This window comes from Streptomyces sp. cmx-4-9 (assembly GCF_046548835.1).
Taxonomy (GTDB): Bacteria; Actinomycetota; Actinomycetes; order Streptomycetales; family Streptomycetaceae; genus Streptomyces.
The window spans coordinates 1-19,847 of record NZ_JAEBEE010000011.1; the positions used below are offsets into that span (position 1 = coordinate 1).

The window sequence follows — 19,847 nt, forward strand, 5'->3', positions numbered from 1 at the left end:
GAGGTGGGGGAGGTGGAGGCGGTTTTGGCGGGGCATGCGGGGGTGGGGCATGCGGCGGTGGTGGTGCGGGAGGACGTGCCGGGGGAGCGGCGTCTGGTGGCGTATGTGGTGCCGGTGGCGGGTGTGGTGGTGGGGGGTGGTGAGTTGCGGGCTTTTGCGGGGTCGGTGTTGCCGGAGTACATGGTTCCGTCGGCTTTCGTGGTGTTGGACGTCATGCCGTTGACGGTGAACGGGAAGTTGGACGTGCGGCGGTTGCCGGTGCCCGAGGTGGCGGGTGTGGTGGGGGGTCGGGCTCCGAGGACGCCGCGGGAGGAGGTGTTGTGCGGGTTGTTCGCGGAGGTGCTGAACGTGCCCCGGGTCGGCATCGACGACAACTTCTTCGACCTCGGGGGCCACTCGCTCCTGGCCACCCGCCTGCTGAGCCGCATCCGGGAGACCTTCGGAACGGAACTCACCATCCGCAGCCTCTTCGAGGCCCCCACGCCGGCCCACCTGGCCGCGCAGCTGGAAGAGGGCACCGAGCAGGGCGGCCCACTGGACGTACTGCTCCCGCTGCGGCCCTTCGGCTCGCGTCCGCCGCTGTTCTGCGTCCATCCCGCCGGCGGCCTCAGCTGGTGCTACTCCGGCCTCATCAAGCACATCGGGCAGGAATACCCCGTCTACGGACTCCAGGCCCGCGGTCTGGACAGCGACGAGGCGCTGCCCGGGAGCATCGACGCGATGGCCGAGGACTACATCGCGCACATCCGCACGGTGCAGCCGGCCGGACCCTACCGCCTCGTCGGCTATTCCTCGGGAGGCGTCATCGCGCACGCCATGGCCACCCGCCTGCAGTCGTCGGGCGAGGAGGTCGACTTCCTCGGAATCCTGGACACGTACCCGGGACAACGCCTCCCGGACACCACCGAGCAGGCGATCCTCGCCGACCTGCTGCGCTGGGTCGGCTATGACCGCCGCTACCTGGGCAAGGGCCCGCTGACCCACGGACGGGTCACCCAGGTGCTCCAGCGCCTGGGCAGCGCCATGGCCAGCCTGGAGAAGCGCCACATCGAGGCGATCAGCCGGATCTACGCGAACAACAGCGCCCTGTTCAACGCCTTCGTCCCCGAACGGTTCACGGGCGACATCACGCTGGTCGTCGCGACCCTGGACAAGATCGACATCTCGCCGACCCCCGACACCTGGAAGCCCTTCGTCGACGGCGAGATCGTGACCCGCGACATCGACCGCAAGCACACCGACCTCATGAAGCCGGGCCCTCTGGCGGAGATCGGCCGCATACTCGCCGAGCGGCTGGAGACCATCGACGCCCGCCCGGCGCACCGGAAGGAAGACTGATGGAAGAGAACCGCCAGGCGGCCGCAGCGCACACACCCGAACCGGATGCGCAGTTCTTCGCGGAACTGCGGAAGATGCGGGAGGCGGAACCCGTCTTCTACGACCCGATGACGGGCCAGTGGGACGTCTTCCGGTACGCCGACGCACAGCACGTCATGTCCAGCAACCACATATTCCAGAACGACCTCACCGAGCTGACGCCGCCGCAGGAGGACTACGACCTCTTCTTCGTCGGCAACATCGCGGCCAAGGACCAGCCGCGCCACCGCCAGCTGAGGCAGCTCGTCGGCAAGGCGTTCAGCGCCCGCTACATGGCCGGCCTGGAACCCCAGGTCACCGCCATAGCCACCGGACTCCTGGACGAGCTCGGGGACAGGGAGGTCTTCGACCTCGCGGAGGACTTCGCCTCGGTCTTCCCGGTGTTGATGATCGCCGACATCCTCGGCACTCCCCGCGAGGACTCACGACTGTTCGCCCAGTGGGCCCACGCACTGCACACCGGAGTCCCCTCCATGAAGGGGATGCTGGACAACGCGAAGCACTACCGGGCCCTGAACTCCTACATGTACGACCTCATCCGGAAGCGGCGGACGGCCCCCAGGGACGACCTGATCAGCCTCCTCCTGGAGGCGCGCGTGGAGGGCGAGCGGCTGCAGGACGAGGACATCATCGGATTCGTCGGCATCCTGCTGCTGGGCGGGATCTCCACCAGCTCCGCCCTGGTGACCAACATCGCGCTGCTCTTCGACCGGGCCCCGGACGCCTGGCGCGAGGTGCGGGCCGACCGGTCGCTCGTGCCCGCCGCCATAGAGGAGGTCGTCCGCCTCAGGCCCTCCTTCACGAACGCCCGCCGGATGACCAGCCGAGAAACGGAACTGGGTGGCCACACCATCCCCGAGGGGGAGGTCGTCCGCGTGTGGATCCCCTCAGCGAATCGTGATGAGGCGCACTTCGAGAACCCGGACCGATTCGACATCCACAGGGCCGGAAACCGCCACATCGGTTTCGGCCATGGAATCCACTACTGCATCGGCGCCCCCCTTGCCAGGCTTGAAGGGAGCACCGCCTTCACCCTGTTGCTCGACAGGTACGCTGAACTCGAAGTTGTCCACGGCGACGGCGTCACCCTGCTCGACACCGGGAGCATGCTCGGCGCGGAGCGACTGCCGGTATCGGTGACCCGCGCCTGAGCGCGCGGCCAACGCCCGCTGCACACCGGGTTGTTGTCCTCCCGTAACGAGAGTTGGCACAGCATGACGGAGAAACTCCGTGGCCGAGCGGTGGCCAGATTCCGCACCTGGTTTCCTGTCTCGCTGTGGCACGGGTTACCCGCATTCATCGTGGGGGTGAATTTCCTCATCTATTCCACTTCCAAGGCGGTGTACGGAATGGAGGGGAAGCTGGGACTTCCCGGTGGCCCCGAAGTGACGGGCGACAACGGCCACACGAATCCGGCACTCGACCAGTTCGTGCTCGCCGCCCTCGGTTTTGCCGCCGCCGTCCTCGCGTTCGCCACCATTCACGCAGCCGGCCGCAAGGTCCCGCGCTGGCTGCTGCTGGCCGCCCTGCTCGCCGCCCTCGTGCCGATGGGCGCCGGCGAAGCGGCCATCGTCTACGACTCGACCCTCGGGGGCGGCGAGATCGGCTGGACCGCATCCGATGCCCTGACCTCGACCGTGCTCTTCGTCCTGTGGTGCGCGGTGGTCTGGGGCTACGTCCACCGCACCCGCCGACCCCGGACGGCGGCCGGACCGGTTGCAGACGCCACGGGCGTGCAGGAGGGGCGGGAGTGAGCGCGCCGACCCGGCGCGGGAGCGCCGGCGCCCGGTGGCGGCGCCTCGGCCTGCGGAGCACCCTCGCGTTCACCGGGCTCTACGGCGCCATGAAGGTCTACTGGGCGCTGGGCGGCTCACTGCTCCTGGCCCAGACCCCGGTGCCGGCCGAGGCCAGGAAGAAGCTCATCGCTCAGGACGCCGAAGCCATCACCAGCCACTGGCAGTTCGCGGCCCTGGTCGCCCTGGCGCTGGTGTACGCCGTTGCCGTCGCGGGCCCCTGGGGCCACCGACTGCGCCGGATACCCCGCTGGATCCTCCTCCTGCCCGCCGTCCTCGCCTTCCTCGCGATGACCGCACGGGCCGTGCTGCTCGCCGTCGGGGACGTGGGCGTCATCTGGTTCGGCTGGCAGGGCACGGTCCACCTGGCCTGGTGGGACCTGCTCCTGTGGTCCCCCTACTTCCTCCTATGGGGCCTGGCCTGGGGTCTGCTGGCGTGGGGCCACCGCCGGGCGGCTCCCGCATAGACCGTACGACCACCCTCCCGCGCACACCTCCCAGGAGCGGAGCACATGTCCCACATCGCACTCTTCAACATCCCGGGCCACGGGCACGTCAACCCCACCCTGGCCGTCGTCGCCGAGCTGGTGCGCAGCGGCCACCGGGTCAGCTACGTCATCACCGAGGAGTTCGCGCCGCAGGTGGAAGCGGCCGGCGCCACCGCGGTCGTCCACGAATCGACCCTGCCGCCCACCCACCGCGGCCAGGACTGGCCCCACGACGACATCGTCGCGATGTCCTCGCTCTTCCTCGAAGAGGCCGCCGCCGTGCTCCCGGCCCAGGAGAAGGCCTTCGAGGACGACCGTCCCGACCTCGTCCTGTACGACTTCACCGCCCACACCGCCCGGCTCCTCGCCCAGCGCTGGGGCGTCCCCGCGATCAGGCTCTCACCGACCCACGTCCCCTCCGAGGGCTACGCGGAACACCGCGAGCTGATGCAGGAGCTGATGGCCGAGGACCCCTCCTGGGTGGCCTACCGCCGCCGGTTCCGCGAATTCCTCGACCGGGGCGGCGTCACCATGTCGGTCAACGACTACACGGACGAGCCCGATCTGTGCGTGGTCACCCTGCCCCGCGCGTTCCAGTTCCGGGGGGACACGGTCGACGACCGGTACGTGTTCGTCGGCCCCTGCATCACCGAGCGCCCCCTGCAGGGAAGGTGGCAGGCGCCTGCGGGAGGCCGGCCCGTCCTCCTGGTCTCGCTGGGCAGCGTGCTCAGCGACCTGGAGTTCTACCGGCAGTGCATCGCCGCATTCGGCGGGCTGGACTGGCACGTGGTCATGGTCGTCGGCGGCCAGACCGACCCGGCCGAACTCGGGTCCCTGCCCGCGAACTTCGAAGTGCACCGCAGAGTTCCGCAGCTGGAGGTGCTCGCGCGCGCCGACGCCTTCATCACCCACGCCGGCATGGGATCGGTCATGGAAGCCCTCCACCACGCCGTCCCGATGGTCGCCGTCCCGCAGTCCGCGGACCAGCCCATGAACGCGCAGTCGATAGCCCGGCTGGGCCTCGGCTGCGTCCTGCCCCCCGAGGAAGTCGGTGCGGACACGCTGCGCGCCTCGGTGCTCACGCTGGCAGCCGACCGGGAGCTGCCCGGCCGGATGGCGCGGATGCAGGAGCAGGTGCGCGCCGCCGGGGGCCCGGCCGCCGTCGTGCGCCTGGTCGAAGAGCGGCTGCGGTCCGGCAGCTGACGGGCGCAGGGACCCGGGCGCAGCCGCCACCCAGGCGCAGCCGCCACCCGGGCCCCGCCGCCGCGGGCAGGTCAGCGCCGGTCGAAGCCCACGTTCCAGAACAGTTCGGCCCGGCCGGTGAGCCCGTGCGCGCGGGCGTGCCCGGCCGCATGCGAGTCGAAGACCGGCCGGAACTCGGGCTCGTTCGGCCAGAGCATGGTGAGCTGCGAATCGTAGGCCTCCACGGCGAGGTACTTCGCCTCCCAGGCCGGGTCCGCGGCGGTCCGGGCCACACTGCCGGTGAAGTGGACCCCGGGCGGCAGGGCGGGAACCTGCGCGGTGCGGTGCCCGTAGGGCAGGTCCTCCCAGCACAGGGTGGGTGTGCCGGGGCCGGCCGCGGCCAGGACCGCGTCGCGGGTGCGCCGGTGGTCCAGGTGGCCGCCGACCGCCGCGCAGGTGAGGACGGCATCGGGCCGGAGCTCGCCGACGAGGTCGGCGACCGTGCCCGCCAGCCGTGCGGCCAGTTCGGTTTCGTCCTCGCCCTCCGGAGGCGCGCCGTCCATCCCGATCAGCCAGCCGCTGCCGTCCGGCCTCGGCCGGTACACGGCGTCCAGGAAGGAGCCGTGCCGGGCGGTGGCTCCGAGCAGCGACACCGCTCGGCGGTCCTCGGCCTGGCGGTGCACGACGGGGGCGTCGCCCAGTCCCCACAGGCTGTGCAGGTAGTCGGCGACCGGCGAGAAGGGCGGCTGCGGCCGGCCGGCGAACACGGTGAACACCGTGACCTCGACGCCTTCCGAAGCCAGCTCGAACAGCCGCCCGCCGGCCGACAGCACGGCGTCGTCCAGATGGGGCGAGATGGCGAGTACACGACGCACGATGCTTGGTTTCCTTTGTCCTCTGCGCGGTTGCGGGCTGCCTGCCGCGGGTTGAGTGCGCATCATTCAAAGCCGCAACGGGCCCCGGACCGAGCCCGGTCATGGGATCTGGCAGGTTGCTGCGAGCCCCTTGAGCCCCGGAGCCCGGCCTTCCTAGGATCGGCGGCGGGGCACGGCGCGACGGGTGGTGGAAGAGATCGAAATGTTCTTCGGCGCGGCTTTCAGCGTCATCCTCTTCATCGTGGTCTTCGCTGCCGTGGCGCAGCGGCTGCTCGGCCTCCGGGTCGGCATCGTCCGTACCCTGCTCACCGGAGTCGTGGGCACGGTGGGCCTCGCCGTCTTCGGCGCCGCCATGCAGCGTCCCGAGCAGGGCGGCGCCATCACCACCGTGCAGATCGGCTGCACCTTCCTGCTGGCCACGGTCTTCCTGGCGGTCTCCGAGCTGGTCGTGCCGTCCGGCTCCTCGGGCTCGCCCGCCGGCTGGCTGCGGGCGGTCCGCTCCCGGGCGGCCAGGGCCTGCCGCTACTCCCACATCAGCACCATCGCCGTGCGCCACGGACTGCGTCCGTACCTGCGCCGCGGTCGGGACGCGGACGGGGCCCTCAGCACCGGCCGGGCCCGCCTCGCGCGGTCCCTGCGGCTCGCACTCGAAGAGGGCGGCGCGACGTTCGTCAAACTCGGCCAGGTGCTGTCGACCCGCCACGACCTCCTCCCCCCGGAGTTCATCACGGAGCTCAGCAGGCTCCAGTACCAGGTGCCGGAGGAGCCCTGGAAAGAGGTGGAGCGGCTGCTCACGCAGGACCTGGGCAGGACACCGGGAGAGGTCTTCGCCCATTTCGAGCAGAAGCCGCTGGCAGCGGCGTCGATCGCCCAGGTCCACCGGGCCCGCCTGCACTCCGGTGAAGACGTCGTCGTCAAGGTGCAGCGGCCGCACGTCCGGCCGCTCGTCGAGCGCGACCTCGACATCATCTGCCGGCTCGGCCGGATGCTGGAGGCGCGCACCTCCTGGGCCCGGGCCCTGGGGACGGCGGAACTCGCCGAGGGATTCGCCACCTCCGTCACGGAGGAGCTCGACTTCCGCACCGAGGCGCAGAACCTGGCGGCGGTGACCAGCGCCTGGGCCCGCCGGGACGAGCGCAGGATCGGGCTCCCCGTCGTGTACGAGGAACTGAGCGGCGAGCGGGTCATGGTCATGCAGCGCCTCCCGGGCCTGCCCATCAGCACCGCCCACAAGTCCATCGACGAACGCGTCACCAAACGGGCCGACATAGCCCGGGACCTGCTGTTCAACATGCTCCAGCAGGTCCTCGCCGACGGCATCTTCCATGCCGACCCGCACCCGGGGAACATCCTCCTCAGCGGCGACGGGCAGATCTCCCTGGTCGACTTCGGATCGGTGGGGCGGCTCGACGGACAGCTCCGTGCGGCGCTGGGCCGTTATCTGCTCGCCATCCACCACGGCGACCCCGCCGCCCTGTGCGACGCGCTGCTCGAACTGGTGGCCCGCCCCGACGAGATCAACGAGAGGGAGCTGGAGCGGGAACTGGGCCGCTTCATGGCCCGTCACCTGTCCGGCGGTTCGGTCCCCGACTTCCAGGTGTTCGCCGACCTGTTCCGGCTGGTGGCCCGGCACGGGATGGCCGTACCGCCGGAGGTGGCCGCCGTGTTCCGGGCGCTCGGCACCCTGGAGGGCACCCTTTCCAAGGTGTCACCGGGCTTCGACGTCATCGAAGCGGCCCGGGAGTTCGCGGACGGCGGGCAGACGGGCCGGGGGCGGTTCGGATGGGGGGACGGCCGGACGTTCAGCCCGAGTGCGGACCTGCACGCGGCGGTGACCCTGCTGCAGCGGCTGCCCCGCCGCCTGGACCGTGTCACCAGCGCGCTGGAACAGGGCCGGCTCGGCATGAGCGTCCGGCTGTTCGCCGATGCGCGCGACCGCACCTACCTGCGGTCGCTGGTGCACGAGGTGCTCATCACCTTTCTCGGTGCCACGAGCGGGGTGATGGCCGTCATCCTCCTGGCCATACCCGGCGGGCCGGACATCGCCGAGGACCTCAGCCTTTTCCGCCTGATCGGATACCACCTGCTGGTCATCAGCGCGGTACTCGTCCTGCGCATGCTCTTCACGGTATTCCGGGCCAAACGCTGAAGCCTCGGGCCCCGCAAACTCCCGCCTTTTCCGCCGCACTGCGGAATTCGCCCACCCGTGACAGGTTCCGGTCACGGCTCTGGGGCAGTGGCCGGGCCGCTGCCATCGTGGGGCGAAAGCCGACTTCTCTAGGCGGGGTACATGGACGCAGCAATAGAAGCTGAGGGAATGCGCAAGCGGTACGGGGACCACGAAGCACTGCGCGGAGTCGACCTCACGGTGCCGCGCGGTACGGTCCTGGGCGTCCTCGGCCCCAACGGCGCGGGGAAGACCACCACGGTTCGCATCCTGGCGACGCTGCTGCCCTCCGACGGCGGCCGGGCGAAGGTGGCCGGCTACGACGTGGCCGAGAAACCGATGGAAGTACGCAGGCGGATCGGACTGGCCGGCCAGTACGCGGCCGTGGACGAACGCCTCAGCGGCCGCGAGAACCTCGTGCTGATGGGCAGGCTCTACCGGCTCGGGAGGACCGGAGCCAGGAAGCGCGCCGTGGAGCTGCTGGAGAGGTTCGAGCTGTCGGACGCCGCGGACCGCGAGGTCAAGACGTACTCGGGCGGCATGCGCCGCCGCCTGGACCTGGCGGCGAGCCTGCTGGCCTCACCGGAAGTGCTGTTCCTCGACGAGCCGACCACCGGTCTGGACCTGACCAGCCGGATGACCCTGTGGGCCATGGTGCGCGAGCAGGTGGCCGAGGGGGTGACCGTCCTGCTCACCACCCAGTACCTGGAAGAGGCGGACCACCTCGCGGACCGCATCGCCGTGATCGACAAGGGGCTTCTGATCGCCGACGGCACGCCCGACGAACTGAAGCGCACCGTCGGCGGGGAAGTCCTCGAAGTGACGATGGCGGACCCGGACGACGTACCGCAGGCCGCACTGCTGCTGGAGAAGGTCGCCTTGGGCGCACCGGTGGTCGGCGCACAGGGCCGGAGCGTCAGCGCACAGGTGGAGTCGGGCATCGGCTCGATCGCCGAGGTGGCCAACGCCCTGCGCGAACACCGCCTGGACGTGGTGGATTTCGCGATGCGCCGGCCGTCCCTCGACGACGTCTTCCTCTCGCTGACCGGGCACGCACCCGGTACCGGGGAACCGGCGGACGCGACAGGGCGGCCCGTCACGGCCACGGCAGAGCAGGGAGCGTCCGCCGCATGAGCGAGCTCGTGAACGACACCATGGCCCTGACCGGCCGCCACATGCGGCACATCGTGCGCGTACCGGAGAAGCTGATCGGCGTGACCATCGCGCCGGTCGTCATGGTGCTGGTCTTCGGCTACCTCTTCGGCAGCGCCATGAGCGTGCCGGGAGGCGGGAACTACCGCGAATACATCATGGGCGGAATCTTCACCCAGGTCATGCTCTCCGCCGTCGGCACCACGGCCGCAGGTGTGGCGGACGACCTGCAGAACGGCCTGGTGGACCGGTTCCGCTCGCTGCCCATGTCGCGTTACGCCGTACTGCTCGGGCGTACGGTCTCCGACCTGGCCATGACGGCCCTCAGCTGTGTCGTGATGGCCGTCGTCGGCACCCTCATCGGGTGGCGCGCGCACAACAGCCTCGGCGAGACCCTGCTGGGCTTCGGCCTCCTGCTGCTGCTCGGCTTCACCATGTGCTGGGTGGGGGCGCTCATCGGCCTGGTGGTCCGCAGCCCCGAGGCCGTCAACACCCTGTCCACGCTGATGGTCCTGCCGTTCGCGTTCCTGTCCAATGCGTTCGTCCCCCCGGACGGCCTGCCGCGCTGGCTGCAGATCGTCACCGAGTGGAACCCCATCAGCGCGGTGGTCAGCGCCTGCCGCGAACTGTGGGGCAACCCCTCCCAGCCCGTCAGCGACGCCCTTCCCGCCCAGCACCCGGTGGCCGCGTCGCTCCTGGTCTTCGGCGTCCTGTTCTGCGTGATCGTCCCGCTGGCCGCCCGCGCCTACCACCGTGCGGCGGCCCGCTGAGCGAGGCGTGCGTTCCCGAACCAAATCCAAGAGGAGTGATCGGCTGTGAGCGGGATGGTCACCGCAGTACGTGGTCCTGTCATCACGGGATGGTCGGCGGTGTCGCCGTTCGGCATCGGCAGGGAGGCCTTCGCCGAAGGCGTCCGTTCGGGCCGCCCGGCCGCGACGGCGCTGGACGCCGAACAGTGGGGCGGCGCGGACGAACAGGCCTGCCTGGTACCGGATTTCGCGATCCGGGACGTCCTCGGGCGCAAGGGCACCCGGTCCATGGACCGGGTCACGGGTCTGGCGGTCACGGCCATCGGCCGGCTCATCGAGGAGTCGGGCGGGTCGGCCGCGGACCTGGGAGGCGAGAGCGCGGCCCTGGTGCTGGGCACCAACACCGGCAGCGCCCAGAGCATGATGGACCTGACCCGGGACACCTTCCTGCAGGAAAAGCCCTTCTACGTGGACCCGTCCCACTTCCCCAACACCGTGATGAACTGCGCGAGCGGCCAATGCGCCATCTGGTACGGGCTGAAGGGCCCGAATGCGACGGTGGCGGCGGGACGGGCCTCCGGTCTCATGGCGCTGAACTACGCCCGCCGGCTGCTGGCGGCGGGCCGGGCGCGCACGGTGCTGTGCGGCGCCGTGGAGGAGTATTCCGCGGCCCGGTCGTGGCTGGAGCTGCACGTGCGGGGCGCCGACGAGAGCGACACGGTCCTGGGTGAGGGCTGCGCGGTGCTGAAAGTCGAACCGGCGGACTCCGTCCCGCCCGGCGGCGGCCTGGCCGAGGTGCTGCTGGTGGAGGCCGGCATCGTGGGACCGCAGGGCGTGGCCGCCTCGCTGACCGCCTGCATCGAGCGGGCGGTGCGCCGCTCGGGGGTTCGCCCGGAGGACGTGTGGGCGGTGTCGCCGTCCTCACCTGCGGGTGCGGCCGGCGCCGAGGAACGGGCGGCGCTCCAGGCCGCTTTCGGCGCGCCGGCTCCCCGGTGGGTACCGCAGCCGGCCCGGATGGGCGACACGTCCGCGGCCACCGCCACCTTCCAGGTGGTATCGGTGCTGGCACTGGCCGCGGAGGACCCGGCAGCCCGCGGCCGTACGGCCGTGGTGACCTCGGTGGACCGCGACGGGGCGCTGGCCTGCGCCCTCCTGCGGCTGCGCTGACGGGACCGGCAGCGCCCGCTGCACCACCGGGAAACCGGTGGTGCAGCGGGCGCTTCGTGCTGCTGGCGGCCGCGGTGCGGCGCCCTAGGGGGCCGCACCGCCGGGAGGGGCCTTGGAGGGGTCACGCTCCGCGGACGGGGACGCGGACAGCAGGCCGAGTCGGGCAGCCCGTACGCCGGCCTGGAAACGGGAGTCCGCCCCCAGCATCGTCATGATCTCCGCCACGTACCGGCGGTAGGTGCGGACGGACACGGACAGCTCCCTGGCCGCCACCTCGTCGGTCAGCCCGAGTTTCAGGTACTTGAGCACCTGCCGGACGGTGTCGGAGTGGTCCCGGCGGCCGAATCCGCTCAGTCGGCTCGGTACGGCGGCGCTCCGCCAGATGCTCTCGAAGAGCAGCCGCAGCGTGCGGTTCACCGATTCGGCCCGGATGACCGAGGCCCGCCCGCCCACGGCCGACTCGGCACACACCAGGGCCGTCCGTCCGTCGACGATGACAGCCGTGAGCCGCGGCAGGTCGGACACCCGGACCCTGGGCGCGCCGGGCACGTCTTCTCCCTCCCCTTCGCCCGCTAAGCACCGCTGGTCGAGGGAGGCCCTCGTGCACAGGACGCGCAGGTCCATGCGCGGGCCGTGGCTGCGCATCCGTCCGGCGACGGCATTCCACACCGCCTGGGAGATCTCGGCCTCTCCCGCAAGGATGATCTCGACGTGCTCGGTCGCCCCGGCAAGGAGCGTGCGGACCTCGCCTGAAATGCTCTCCTTCTCTGCCTTGACTTCGGATATCAGCGTATTGCGCAGCTGACGGTCCCGCCGATTGGTGAGGGTGAATTCTATGAGTGCGCGCACTTCCATGAGTTCGAATTCGAACTCGTCCTGCATGCTCTTGAATCCAGTCTCCTCCTCGTCCTCCCGTGGACCACTGCTGCCGGCTGACTGTGATGAAGGCGTATCGTGCACAGCAATTTCCCCCGAAATGCGGCATGGTGATGTGTCTGCTATCCGCATTCGGGCAGCAGGCGGAGTTCCACGGCTCGGGCTCCTGCCTGGAACCGGGAACTCGCACCCAGGTCGCGCATGATCTCGGCGACGTGCCGGCGGTAGGTGCGCAGGGACACCTTCATCTCGCGCGCCGCGACCGCATCGGTGGACCCGGCGCACAGGCGCTCCAGGATGCGCTGGCCGAGGTCACTGCGGAGGCGGCCACCGAGCCGCAGGTAGTCCTTGAGGAGTACCGCCCGCCGCCATGCGCCGGCCAGGAGCAGTTCGAGGGTCCTCGCCGCGGCGGGGTCCTCCAGCATGACGATGCGGCCCTCCTGCGACCGGGGGCCGTTGTGGACGAGCGCTGTCCTCCCGTCCACCACCAGGGCTTCGACGAGATGGTCCTCGATGACGCGCACTTCCCACCCCGCAGAATGCGGGGCGACCGACCGGATGAGCCGCGTTTCCAGCGCCTTCGGTGTGCAGAGGAACCGGACGGCGAGCCCTTCCCCGGTCGTCTTGCTTCGCTCGATCAGCGCTTTGGTGACGGCCTCGGCCTGTTCCTCGTTTCCGGACAGGGCGACGCTGACCCGGTGCCGGGCCCCGCCGATGAGCTGCACGATGGAGTCCTCGGCGTCGCCGTTGCCGGACGTCATCCGTGCTGCGGAATCCGCCGGCGAGGCAGAGCGGTGCGTGAAGAGGGTCGAATTGATCAGATCCCGGGCCTGCAGAAGGGTTCGCTCGACATCGTCGGACCCTCCGACGGGTCCGAATATTTCAGCGGATATTTCCTGACCATTTTCCTGCTCCGCCAGCAGTGGCCTTTCCTGCATGACTGCATTCAACATCATTCCCCCGTTGCGGTCTTGCGAACTTCGGGCTCCCGCTGCAGCGAGGAACCCGGGCAGGCTGAGACAGCGGTGTCGGCTGGCTGCTCGAACCGTTGTCAGCAGTCGCCCTCAGGCGGGCGCGCCCCGTAGTGCGCCCGGGGCGAGATTAACAACCACGCGTCAATCGAGTCAAACAAAAGAGAAAGGTTAACGATCAACCTTCCGGTCCTGGATTGCCGGGCGTATGAGGCGTTCTCCACCACCTGCCGGGCAGCCGTCGCCGTCCTGTGGTGGCGGGAAATCGGACACCCGACTGGGAATGATCAATTCCGTTCGGAGGCCTGTTGCCTCATGGTGAAATTACGGTGGAAGTCGTGTGGAAGCGCCCCCGAGGTGCGAGGGGGCGTGCGGGCGACTGTGCCCGATTCGATGGGATGTGGGCCGCCCCCTCACGTCTCCGGTGCGGAACGCTGCTCGACGGTTCTCCGGCCGCCGTTCCGGGAGTACGGCTCGTGGAATGTGGGTGTAAATGCCATCGGAATGCGATTCCCGTACCCTGAATTCGCAATTTCCCGGCCCATGGTGCAGTCCTCGCGCCGCCCGCGGCCCGCGGGTGGCGCGGCAGGCGACGAATGCGGCCAACCTGGCCGGCTTGCGACGGGCGCCCGGGTCCTCCGCCCGTGGTGGTCGTGCCTACCAGAGCACCCCCGGCCATGTCGACGTATGTGGCAGCAAGCGGCCAAGGCGGAATACATTTCCCCGCCTGCCGGTAAGTCCCGAGCCCTCGCTGTCAGCAACCTGACATACGAGCCCGATTACTTCACCCTTTCCGGCTGACTGGTCCGGCCGTGCCGGCGTTTTCGCTGACGCCGCGCGGCTGGCCGAAAGGCGCCCCCTTGATGTGAGTACGTGCTGTCCTGTCGTCAGCCGGAGAGCAGCGAGGTCGTCCTGTCACGGTTATCGGACAGTATCGGAAATGATGGTGAAGGAGCTCCATGTTCGGACGAATAGGACGGTTCTCTGTCAACCGGCCATGGCTGACGATTATTGCGTGGATCATTGCGGCCGTTGCGCTGAGCGCCCTGGCGCCCACCTTGAAACCCACCAATGACCAGGCGGACTTCCTGCCCTCCCACTTCGAATCGGTCCAGGCAGCCAGAACAGCAGCAACCGCCTTCCCGCAAAGCGAGGAGTCGGCTGCCATCGCGGTGTTCCAGCGGGCCGACGGCGGCAAGCTGACGGATGGCGACAAGGCGGACGTCGCCAAGGTGGCGGCCGGGCTGCAGGACAAGAAGTACGAGAACATCAAGAAGGTGGAGACCAGCCCGGAAGCCGTCTCACCCAATGGCGAGATCGCCCTGGCCACCGTGGTCGCCTCCGTTGACGACCCCTATGACGAGGCCGTCATCGAGGCGGTCAAGAGCCTGCGGCAGGACGCCAGACAGCTCCTGGACGGAACCGCACTCACGCTGGGCGTCACCGGCCCGGCGGCGTCGGCACTGGACGCGGGCGAGTCCTCGGGCGACACGGACGCCATGATCATGATGGCCACGCTGCTGCTGATCATCGTGCTGCTCGCCGTCATCTTCCGCAGCCCGCTGATCGCCTTCCTGCCCGTCCTGATGATCGCGGTGATGTTCACCGTCGCCATGGCCCTGATCGCCATCGCAAGCGACGTGGCCGGGCTGCAGGCGGACAGCGGCATCTCCGCCATCCTGATCGTCGTGCTCTTCGGTGTGGGGACGGACTACATCCTCTTCCTGCTGTTCCGCTACCGCGAGCACCTGCGGGCCGGCCAGGAGCCCAAGGCCGCGCTGGCGGACGCCGTCGCCCGGGTGGGCGAGACCATCGCCTCGGCGGCCGGGGCCGTCATCGTGGCCTTCCTGGCCCTGCTGTTGTCCACGATGGGCAGCCTCAAGGCCATGGGCCCCTCGCTGGCCATTGCCGTGGCCGTCACGCTCGTTGCGGCGCTCACCCTGGTGCCGGCGGTCTTCTCGCTCCTGGGGACGAAGGCGTTCTGGCCCTCCCGGGCATGGAAGCGGACGCCGAAGAACCGGCTGGCCAACCGGCTGGGCGAAACGGTCTCGCGCCGTCCGGCCGTGGTCGCCGCCGTCTCCGCCGGCGTGCTGGTGGTACTCGCCGCGGGGGCGCTCGGATTCAAGGCCGAGTTCGACTCGGAGAGCTCCCTGCCGAAGAACCTCGAATCCGTCCAGGCGATGGAGGAGCTGCAGAAGGGCTTCTCGGCCGGCCAGACGGACCCGAGCCTGATCCTCGTCACCTCGCGGGGCGGGGCCAAGCTCGATGCGGCGGCCCTGGAGGACTTCCGCACCGAGGTGGCGAAGACCGAGGGCGTCGGCGAGGTGTCCCCGGCAGTCATGAGCGCGGAAGGCGACGTCGCCCAGTTCAGCGCCGTGCTGAAGCACCGGCCGGCCTCCGAGAAGGCGATCGCCCTCGTGTCCGGCGACCTCCGCGACACCGTCCACGAAGCGGCGCCCGAGGGGACGAAGGCGGTCGTCGGCGGGACCACGGCCGTACTGGCCGACATCGAGGTGGCGGTGAACCACGACTACAAGCTCGTGTTCCCGGTCGCCGGCCTGGCCATCATGATCATCCTCGGTCTGCTGCTGCGGAGCGTCGTGGCCCCCTGGTACCTGATGGTCTCGGTAGGCCTCGGCTTCGCCGCGACGCTCGGCGCCACGGTCTGGCTCTTCCAGGGCGTCAAGGGCGAGTCCGGGCTGCTCTTCATGCTGCCCGTCATCGTGTACCTCTTCGTCGTGGCCATCGGAACCGACTACAACATCCTCATGGTGGCGCGTCTGCGAGAAGAGGTGCGGCGGGGAACCTCCCCGAGGGAAGCGGTCAAACAGGCCGTCGCCCAGTCCGCGCCGACCATCGGTTCGGCGGCGGTCATCCTCGCCGGCACCTTCGGAGTGCTGATGCTCGCCAACAACTCCCTGCTGCAGCAGATGGGCTTCGCCGTGGCCTTCGGCATCCTGCTCACGGCCTTCGTCATGGCCCTGCTCCTCGTGCCGACGGTGACCATGCTGCTCGGTGCGAAGGCCTGGTGGCCCGGACACCGCGCCGACCCCGACGCCGGCCCCGGCAGCGGCGACGAGCTGCGGGAACCGGCCATGGCAGGAGATTCCGGCCCGTAGCGGAAGAAGGCGCGCGCCTCCCGGCTCACCTACCGGGAGGCGCGCGCCCCCGTCGCGTACCGCCCCCGGGCGGCCGGCGGCCGGGGCCGGGGGTCAGGAACAGCCGCGGACCGAGTTCCACCCGATGAAGGTGTTCCGCAGCGTGATGTCGAAGGTGCAGGAAGCCGTACCGTCGCCGTTCAGCCGCACCGTGGTGTCGTGCGTGTTCGCGTACCGGTTGCCCCCGAGGTCGAAGATCCCGCGGTAGCCGAATTCGGCATGCGCCGTGACGAGGGCGCCCGAATCCTGCTCGTCCTTCCGGGACGCGGTGAGCGACCAGCCGGCGTTCCACGGCTCACGGTTGGCCGCATGGCTCACCACGGTCGCCGGGTTGGCGACCTGCCCGCCCACGGTGTCCCAGGTGGACGTCGTGTAGAGGGCGGTCATCAGGATCTTGCAGCAGTCGTACATCTCCGACCAGCTGCGCACCTGGCGCGGGGTCGTCTCCGCGGCCCCCGGGACCGTGAGTGAGCGGGGCGTGTCCGCCACCGCGGGGACGTACCGCACCGGCCCCAGGACGGGAGTGCAGTCCGCCCCGATGCCGACCTCCTGCCGTGCGGACATCCCGGCCGGTGGTACCGGCAGCGTGCCCGACAGGGTGATGTCACCGCAGGCGCCCCTCCGCGGTGCGTCCTCGGATGCGGCCGCCGGCGCCGCGGTGGCGGCCAGTACGGCCAGGGAGGCGGCCGCGGCCGCGCAGAGCATTCGGTTCTTGCGCAAGATCCCATTCCTCTCGGTGAGTTCGCTGGGGAACGTAACAGAGCTGCACGGCAGGGCAGTTGGCGCCACCGCGCCGTGCAGGAAGATGCCACTGGCCCCGGCGGCGGGCGTCCGCCGGCACCTTCATGCCAATCAGTGGTGGCGCCGATCGGACGGCTGGGACAGTGGTATTGGTTCGAGCGGGTTTGTCTGACTCAACCCGTTCCGTGCAGGCGAGGGGGAGGCATGGCACCCGTGAAGACACTGGAAGCGGTGTACGGAGGGCCGGTGCCCTCACGTCTGCGCAAGGCGGGCATGCTCCGTCGCCTGGCCCTCAGCGACAGGGGACTGGAGCGGCGACTGCGCCACGGGCTCGAAGCGGCGGAGAAGGAGCTGGCCGCCCACGCGGAGGGCGCCGGGGATCCGAGGATCTCCGATCTGGCCGGCCATCTCGCCGCCGCCGGGGGCAAGCGGCTGCGCCCGCTGCTGGTACTGCTCGGGGCGGAGTTCGGCGACCCCTGGAAGGACGGCGTCACCAGGGCGGCGGTCATCGTGGAACTGGTCCACGTCTCCTCGCTCTACCACGACGACGTCATGGACGCTGCGGCCACCCGGCACGGTGTTCCGAGCGCGAACTCCCGCTGGGGCGAGCGACTCGCGGTGCTGGCGGGTGACCTGCTGCTGGCCAAGGCCGCCCGGCTGGCCGCCGACCTGGGCCCGGAGGCCACCTCCCTGAACGCAGAGGTGGCCGGACGGCTCGTCGAAGGCCAGCTCCAGGAACTCGTCGGCCCCGGCGCGGGCGACGACCCCCTGGGCCACTACCACCGGGTGATATCGGGCAAGACAGCCGCCCTGCTCGCCATGTCGCTGCGCATCGGAGCCCAACAGGCGGGAGCCCCGGAGCAGGTGGTGTGGGCCTTGGGGGAGTATGCCGAACAGCTGGGCTTCGCCTTCCAGATGGCAGACGACCTGCTCGACATCAAGACTCCGACGGAGCAACTGGGCAAGGAACAGGGCAAGGACCTCGCGGCGGGCGTCGCCAGCCTCCCGGTCCTGCTCGCGCTCGCCGACCGCACGGCCCAGGGCGCCGAGCTGCGCGAACTGCTGTCCGCCGGCTCGGTGGGTCCCGCCGAGCGGGGCCGGGCCCTGGCCCTCTTCCGCCGCTCCCCGGCCCTCGCCGAGGCCGAGGCGATGATGCACGGGCGGTTGGACCGAGCCCGTACGGCATTGCAGTCCCTTCCGCCCCGCCCGGCGCTTGAGGCGCTGCGCTCGCTCTGTGACGTCGTGGCCGGCCAGACGCGCTGAGCCGCGCAGGCCGACGGGACCCGCCGTTCCAGGAGCTGCACCTGCTGCGGCTACTCCGGTGCGCCGGGGTCCGGGGCGTGGGCGGACCGTACGAGGGTGAAGACCGCACCCTCCGGGTCGGCGACCGTCACCTGGCGTCCGATGGGCCCCTCGCGGGGCGGGGTGACCACGCGGCCGCCGAGGGCGGTGACCCGTTCGGCGGAGCGGTCGGGGTCCTCCGTCTCGAAGTACGCCATCCAGTGCGGGCCCCGGTCGTGCGGCAGGGCGCGTCCGACGCCGCGGACGGCGGCCACCGGGCGGCCCTCCAGGCGCAGGGTCAGGTAGTCGAACTCCTCGGAGGACGCCTCGTGGGACTGCGCTTCGTGGCCGAACGCGTGCTCGTAGAACTTGCCGACCGCCGAGGTGTCCTGGGTGATCAGCTCGTTCCAGACGGGGGTGCCCGGCGCGCCGTGCAGGCGCGTGCCCAGGTGTGTCGCCGCCTGCCAGAGGCCGAAGATCGCCCCCAGCGGATCGGAGCAGATCGCCACCCGCCCCGCGATGCCGGCGTCCAGCGGGCCCACCGCGACCGTACCGCCGCAGGAGCGGACCGTCTCGGCCGTGGCATCGGCGTCGTCGGTGGCCAGGTACGTCGTCCAGGCCACCGGCAGGTGCCGGTCCGGCGGTAGTTCGCCGATGCCCGCCACCTCGTTCCCGTCGAGCAGGGCCCGGACGTACGGGCCGAGTTGGTCGGGCCCCGGCGCGTACTCCCAGCCGAAGAGATCGGCGTAGAACTCCTCGGTGGTCCCGAGGCCGTGCACCATGAGGCTCACCCAGCACGGTGTGCCGGGCGGGCGCCGCACTGCTCCCGATGCCTCGGTCATGTCAAACGTCTCCTCCGTCGTGCCGGCCCCCGTGTGCCGCTGCCGATGCTTCCACCCCGCGGGTCCGGCGCGCCTCGACCGGGCCGCATCGACAGGCCGGTGCGGAGAGATGACCGGATCGGTGCGGCCGCCCATCACGGCCTTGTCACAGGGGTTTCGGGCGGGGAGGAAGATGGCTTCCATGACTGCGAAATCTGCGATCCTCTCCGCCGCCGAACTGGCGAGCGAGCTGTCGGGGGCGAGGCCACCGGTGCTGCTCGACGTCCGCTGGCAGCTCGGCGGCCCCGACCAGCGGCCCGCTTACGAGGCCGGGCACCTGCCGGGAGCCGTGTACGTCGACCTCGACCGCGAACTGGCAGGTCCGCCCGGGTCGGGCGGGCGGCACCCGCTGCCCGATCCGGAAGCCTTCGGCGCGGTGATGCGCCGGGCGGGTGTCGGGTCGGGCACACCGGTGGTCGTGTACGACGGCGGCCAGGGCTGGGCGGCCGCCCGGGCGTGGTGGCTGCTCCGCTGGACGGGTCACCCCGACGTGCGCGTCCTGGACGGGGGCCTGGCCGCGTGGACGGCGTCGGGCGGCGCGGTGACGGCCGAACGGGTGGCGCCGCAGGAGGGTGATTTCAAGCCAACTCCGGGGGCTCTCGGCCTGCTGGACGCGGACGGAGCCGCCGAGCTCTCCCGGGCCGGGGTGCTGCTGGACGCCCGGGCGGGGGAGCGCTACCGGGGCGAGGTCGAGCCGATCGACCCGGTCGGCGGCCACATCCCGGGTGCACTGTCGGCGCCGACCACGGAGAACGTGGGACCCGACGGGCGCTTCCTGCCGGCCGCGGAGCTGCGGGAGCGCTTCACCGCGCTCGGCGCCGCGGGGAGCGCCCCGGTCGGGGTGTACTGCGGATCGGGCGTCTCCGGCGCGCACCAGGTGCTCGCCCTCGACGTGGCGGGCATCCGCGCAAGCCTGTACGCGGGCAGCTGGTCGCAGTGGTCCGCCGACCCGGCCCGCCCGGTGGCCACCGGCCCGGACCCCGAGTAGG

17 protein-coding genes and 1 pseudogene are annotated in these 19,847 nt (G+C 70.7%); 13 read left to right on the forward strand and 5 right to left on the reverse strand.

The features are described from left to right. Positions 1–63: 63 nt before the first annotated feature. The 6 genes and pseudogenes from ACLJTM_RS30270 to ACLJTM_RS30295 all read left to right on the forward strand — a co-directional run. Positions 64–177: pseudogene (locus tag ACLJTM_RS30270) on the forward strand (hypothetical protein); the annotation flags it as partial. A gap of 171 nt (positions 178–348) precedes the next feature. Next, positions 349–1,338, forward strand: coding sequence for an alpha/beta fold hydrolase (locus tag ACLJTM_RS30275; RefSeq protein ID WP_411107210.1), 990 nt, complete (start codon positions 349–351; stop codon positions 1,336–1,338). Further along, positions 1,338–2,528 carry a cytochrome P450 gene (locus ACLJTM_RS30280; RefSeq protein WP_411106964.1) on the forward strand — a complete coding sequence of 397 codons (1,191 nt, stop codon included), beginning with the start codon at positions 1,338–1,340 and terminating at the stop codon, positions 2,526–2,528. The genes ACLJTM_RS30275 and ACLJTM_RS30280 overlap by 1 nt, the downstream gene beginning before the upstream one ends. A gap of 198 nt (positions 2,529–2,726) precedes the next feature. After that, positions 2,727–3,131 (forward strand): hypothetical protein, encoded by a 405-nt coding sequence (locus ACLJTM_RS30285; protein ID WP_411106965.1) that lies wholly within the window; start codon positions 2,727–2,729, stop codon positions 3,129–3,131. Further along, entirely contained in the window at positions 3,128–3,637 is a 510-nt protein-coding gene (locus ACLJTM_RS30290; protein ID WP_411106966.1) for a DUF3995 domain-containing protein, read from the forward strand. The genes ACLJTM_RS30285 and ACLJTM_RS30290 overlap by 4 nt, the downstream gene beginning before the upstream one ends. Positions 3,638–3,682: 45 nt before the next feature. Further along, positions 3,683–4,861, forward strand: a complete 1,179-nt coding sequence (locus ACLJTM_RS30295) for a macrolide family glycosyltransferase (protein ID WP_411106967.1) — start codon at positions 3,683–3,685, stop codon at positions 4,859–4,861. 71 nt (positions 4,862–4,932) lie between these two features. Here the strand turns inward: ACLJTM_RS30295 and ACLJTM_RS30300 are convergent, their stop codons facing one another. Beyond that, a complete protein-coding gene (locus tag ACLJTM_RS30300) occupies positions 4,933–5,715 on the reverse strand; it encodes a PIG-L deacetylase family protein (protein WP_411106968.1) in 783 nt (260 codons plus the stop codon). A 187-nt stretch (positions 5,716–5,902) separates the two neighbouring features. Here ACLJTM_RS30300 and ACLJTM_RS30305 point away from each other — a divergent pair, with 187 nt between their 5' ends. The 4 genes from ACLJTM_RS30305 to ACLJTM_RS30320 all read left to right on the forward strand — a co-directional run bounded on the left by ACLJTM_RS30305 (position 5,903) and on the right by ACLJTM_RS30320 (position 10,950). After that, positions 5,903–7,864 carry an ABC1 kinase family protein gene (locus ACLJTM_RS30305; protein ID WP_411106969.1) on the forward strand — a complete coding sequence of 654 codons (1,962 nt, stop codon included), beginning with the start codon at positions 5,903–5,905 and terminating at the stop codon, positions 7,862–7,864. Positions 7,865–8,005: 141 nt separating this feature from the next. Continuing rightward, positions 8,006–9,016, forward strand: a complete 1,011-nt coding sequence (locus ACLJTM_RS30310) for an ATP-binding cassette domain-containing protein (RefSeq protein WP_411106970.1) — start codon at positions 8,006–8,008, stop codon at positions 9,014–9,016. Continuing rightward, positions 9,013–9,804 (forward strand): ABC transporter permease, encoded by a 792-nt coding sequence (locus ACLJTM_RS30315; protein ID WP_411106971.1) that lies wholly within the window; start codon positions 9,013–9,015, stop codon positions 9,802–9,804. Before ACLJTM_RS30310 ends, ACLJTM_RS30315 begins: the two co-directional genes overlap by 4 nt. A 54-nt stretch (positions 9,805–9,858) precedes the next feature. Beyond that, a complete protein-coding gene (locus ACLJTM_RS30320) occupies positions 9,859–10,950 on the forward strand; it encodes a beta-ketoacyl synthase N-terminal-like domain-containing protein (RefSeq protein WP_411107211.1) in 1,092 nt (363 codons plus the stop codon). A gap of 84 nt (positions 10,951–11,034) precedes the next feature. On the opposite strand, the gene ACLJTM_RS30325 is transcribed toward ACLJTM_RS30320, so the two are convergent. Both ACLJTM_RS30325 and ACLJTM_RS30330 read right to left on the reverse strand, forming a co-directional pair. Then, on the reverse strand, positions 11,035–11,832 hold the full coding sequence (locus ACLJTM_RS30325; protein ID WP_411106972.1) for a LuxR family transcriptional regulator: 798 nt from the start codon (positions 11,830–11,832) through the stop codon (positions 11,035–11,037). A 116-nt stretch (positions 11,833–11,948) separates the two neighbouring features. Beyond that, entirely contained in the window at positions 11,949–12,587 is a 639-nt protein-coding gene (locus tag ACLJTM_RS30330; RefSeq protein ID WP_411106973.1) for a DNA-binding response regulator, read from the reverse strand. Positions 12,588–13,756: 1,169 nt separating this feature from the next. Between ACLJTM_RS30330 and ACLJTM_RS30335 the strand changes: the two genes are divergently transcribed. Next, on the forward strand, positions 13,757–15,916 hold the full coding sequence (locus ACLJTM_RS30335; protein ID WP_411106974.1) for an MMPL family transporter: 2,160 nt from the start codon (positions 13,757–13,759) through the stop codon (positions 15,914–15,916). A 93-nt stretch (positions 15,917–16,009) separates the two neighbouring features. Here the strand turns inward: ACLJTM_RS30335 and ACLJTM_RS30340 are convergent, their stop codons facing one another. Further along, on the reverse strand, positions 16,010–16,675 hold the full coding sequence (locus ACLJTM_RS30340; RefSeq protein ID WP_411106975.1) for a hypothetical protein: 666 nt from the start codon (positions 16,673–16,675) through the stop codon (positions 16,010–16,012). Positions 16,676–16,900: 225 nt separating this feature from the next. On the opposite strand from ACLJTM_RS30340, the gene ACLJTM_RS30345 reads away from it, so the two are divergent. Further along, entirely contained in the window at positions 16,901–17,959 is a 1,059-nt protein-coding gene (locus ACLJTM_RS30345; RefSeq protein WP_411106976.1) for a polyprenyl synthetase family protein, read from the forward strand. A 50-nt stretch (positions 17,960–18,009) separates the two neighbouring features. Here ACLJTM_RS30345 and ACLJTM_RS30350 read toward each other — a convergent pair whose 3' ends face one another. Then, on the reverse strand, positions 18,010–18,819 hold the full coding sequence (locus ACLJTM_RS30350) for a VOC family protein (protein ID WP_411106977.1): 810 nt from the start codon (positions 18,817–18,819) through the stop codon (positions 18,010–18,012). A 181-nt stretch (positions 18,820–19,000) separates the two neighbouring features. On the opposite strand from ACLJTM_RS30350, the gene ACLJTM_RS30355 reads away from it, so the two are divergent. Then, positions 19,001–19,846 carry a sulfurtransferase gene (locus ACLJTM_RS30355; RefSeq protein ID WP_411106978.1) on the forward strand — a complete coding sequence of 282 codons (846 nt, stop codon included), beginning with the start codon at positions 19,001–19,003 and terminating at the stop codon, positions 19,844–19,846. Position 19,847: the final 1 nt, after the last annotated feature.

Excerpts from the sequence above, each read along its gene's own strand:
- ACLJTM_RS30280 (WP_411106964.1), top strand. The coding sequence starts at position 1,338 with ATGGAAGAGAACCGCCAGGCGGCCGCAGCGCACACACCCGAACCGGAT.
- ACLJTM_RS30285 (WP_411106965.1), top strand. The coding sequence starts at position 2,727 with ATGGAGGGGAAGCTGGGACTTCCCGGTGGCCCCGAAGTGACGGGCGAC.
- ACLJTM_RS30295 (WP_411106967.1), top strand. The coding sequence starts at position 3,683 with ATGTCCCACATCGCACTCTTCAACATCCCGGGCCACGGGCACGTCAAC.
- ACLJTM_RS30310 (WP_411106970.1), top strand. The coding sequence starts at position 8,006 with ATGGACGCAGCAATAGAAGCTGAGGGAATGCGCAAGCGGTACGGGGAC.
- ACLJTM_RS30315 (WP_411106971.1), top strand. The coding sequence starts at position 9,013 with ATGAGCGAGCTCGTGAACGACACCATGGCCCTGACCGGCCGCCACATG.
- ACLJTM_RS30320 (WP_411107211.1), top strand. The coding sequence starts at position 9,859 with ATGGTCACCGCAGTACGTGGTCCTGTCATCACGGGATGGTCGGCGGTG.
- ACLJTM_RS30325 (WP_411106972.1), bottom strand. The coding sequence starts at position 11,832 with ATGCAGGACGAGTTCGAATTCGAACTCATGGAAGTGCGCGCACTCATA.
- ACLJTM_RS30330 (WP_411106973.1), bottom strand. The coding sequence starts at position 12,587 with ATGACGTCCGGCAACGGCGACGCCGAGGACTCCATCGTGCAGCTCATC.
- ACLJTM_RS30335 (WP_411106974.1), top strand. The coding sequence starts at position 13,757 with ATGTTCGGACGAATAGGACGGTTCTCTGTCAACCGGCCATGGCTGACG.
- ACLJTM_RS30345 (WP_411106976.1), top strand. The coding sequence starts at position 16,901 with ATGGCACCCGTGAAGACACTGGAAGCGGTGTACGGAGGGCCGGTGCCC.
- ACLJTM_RS30350 (WP_411106977.1), bottom strand. The coding sequence starts at position 18,819 with ATGACCGAGGCATCGGGAGCAGTGCGGCGCCCGCCCGGCACACCGTGC.
- ACLJTM_RS30355 (WP_411106978.1), top strand. The coding sequence starts at position 19,001 with ATGACTGCGAAATCTGCGATCCTCTCCGCCGCCGAACTGGCGAGCGAG.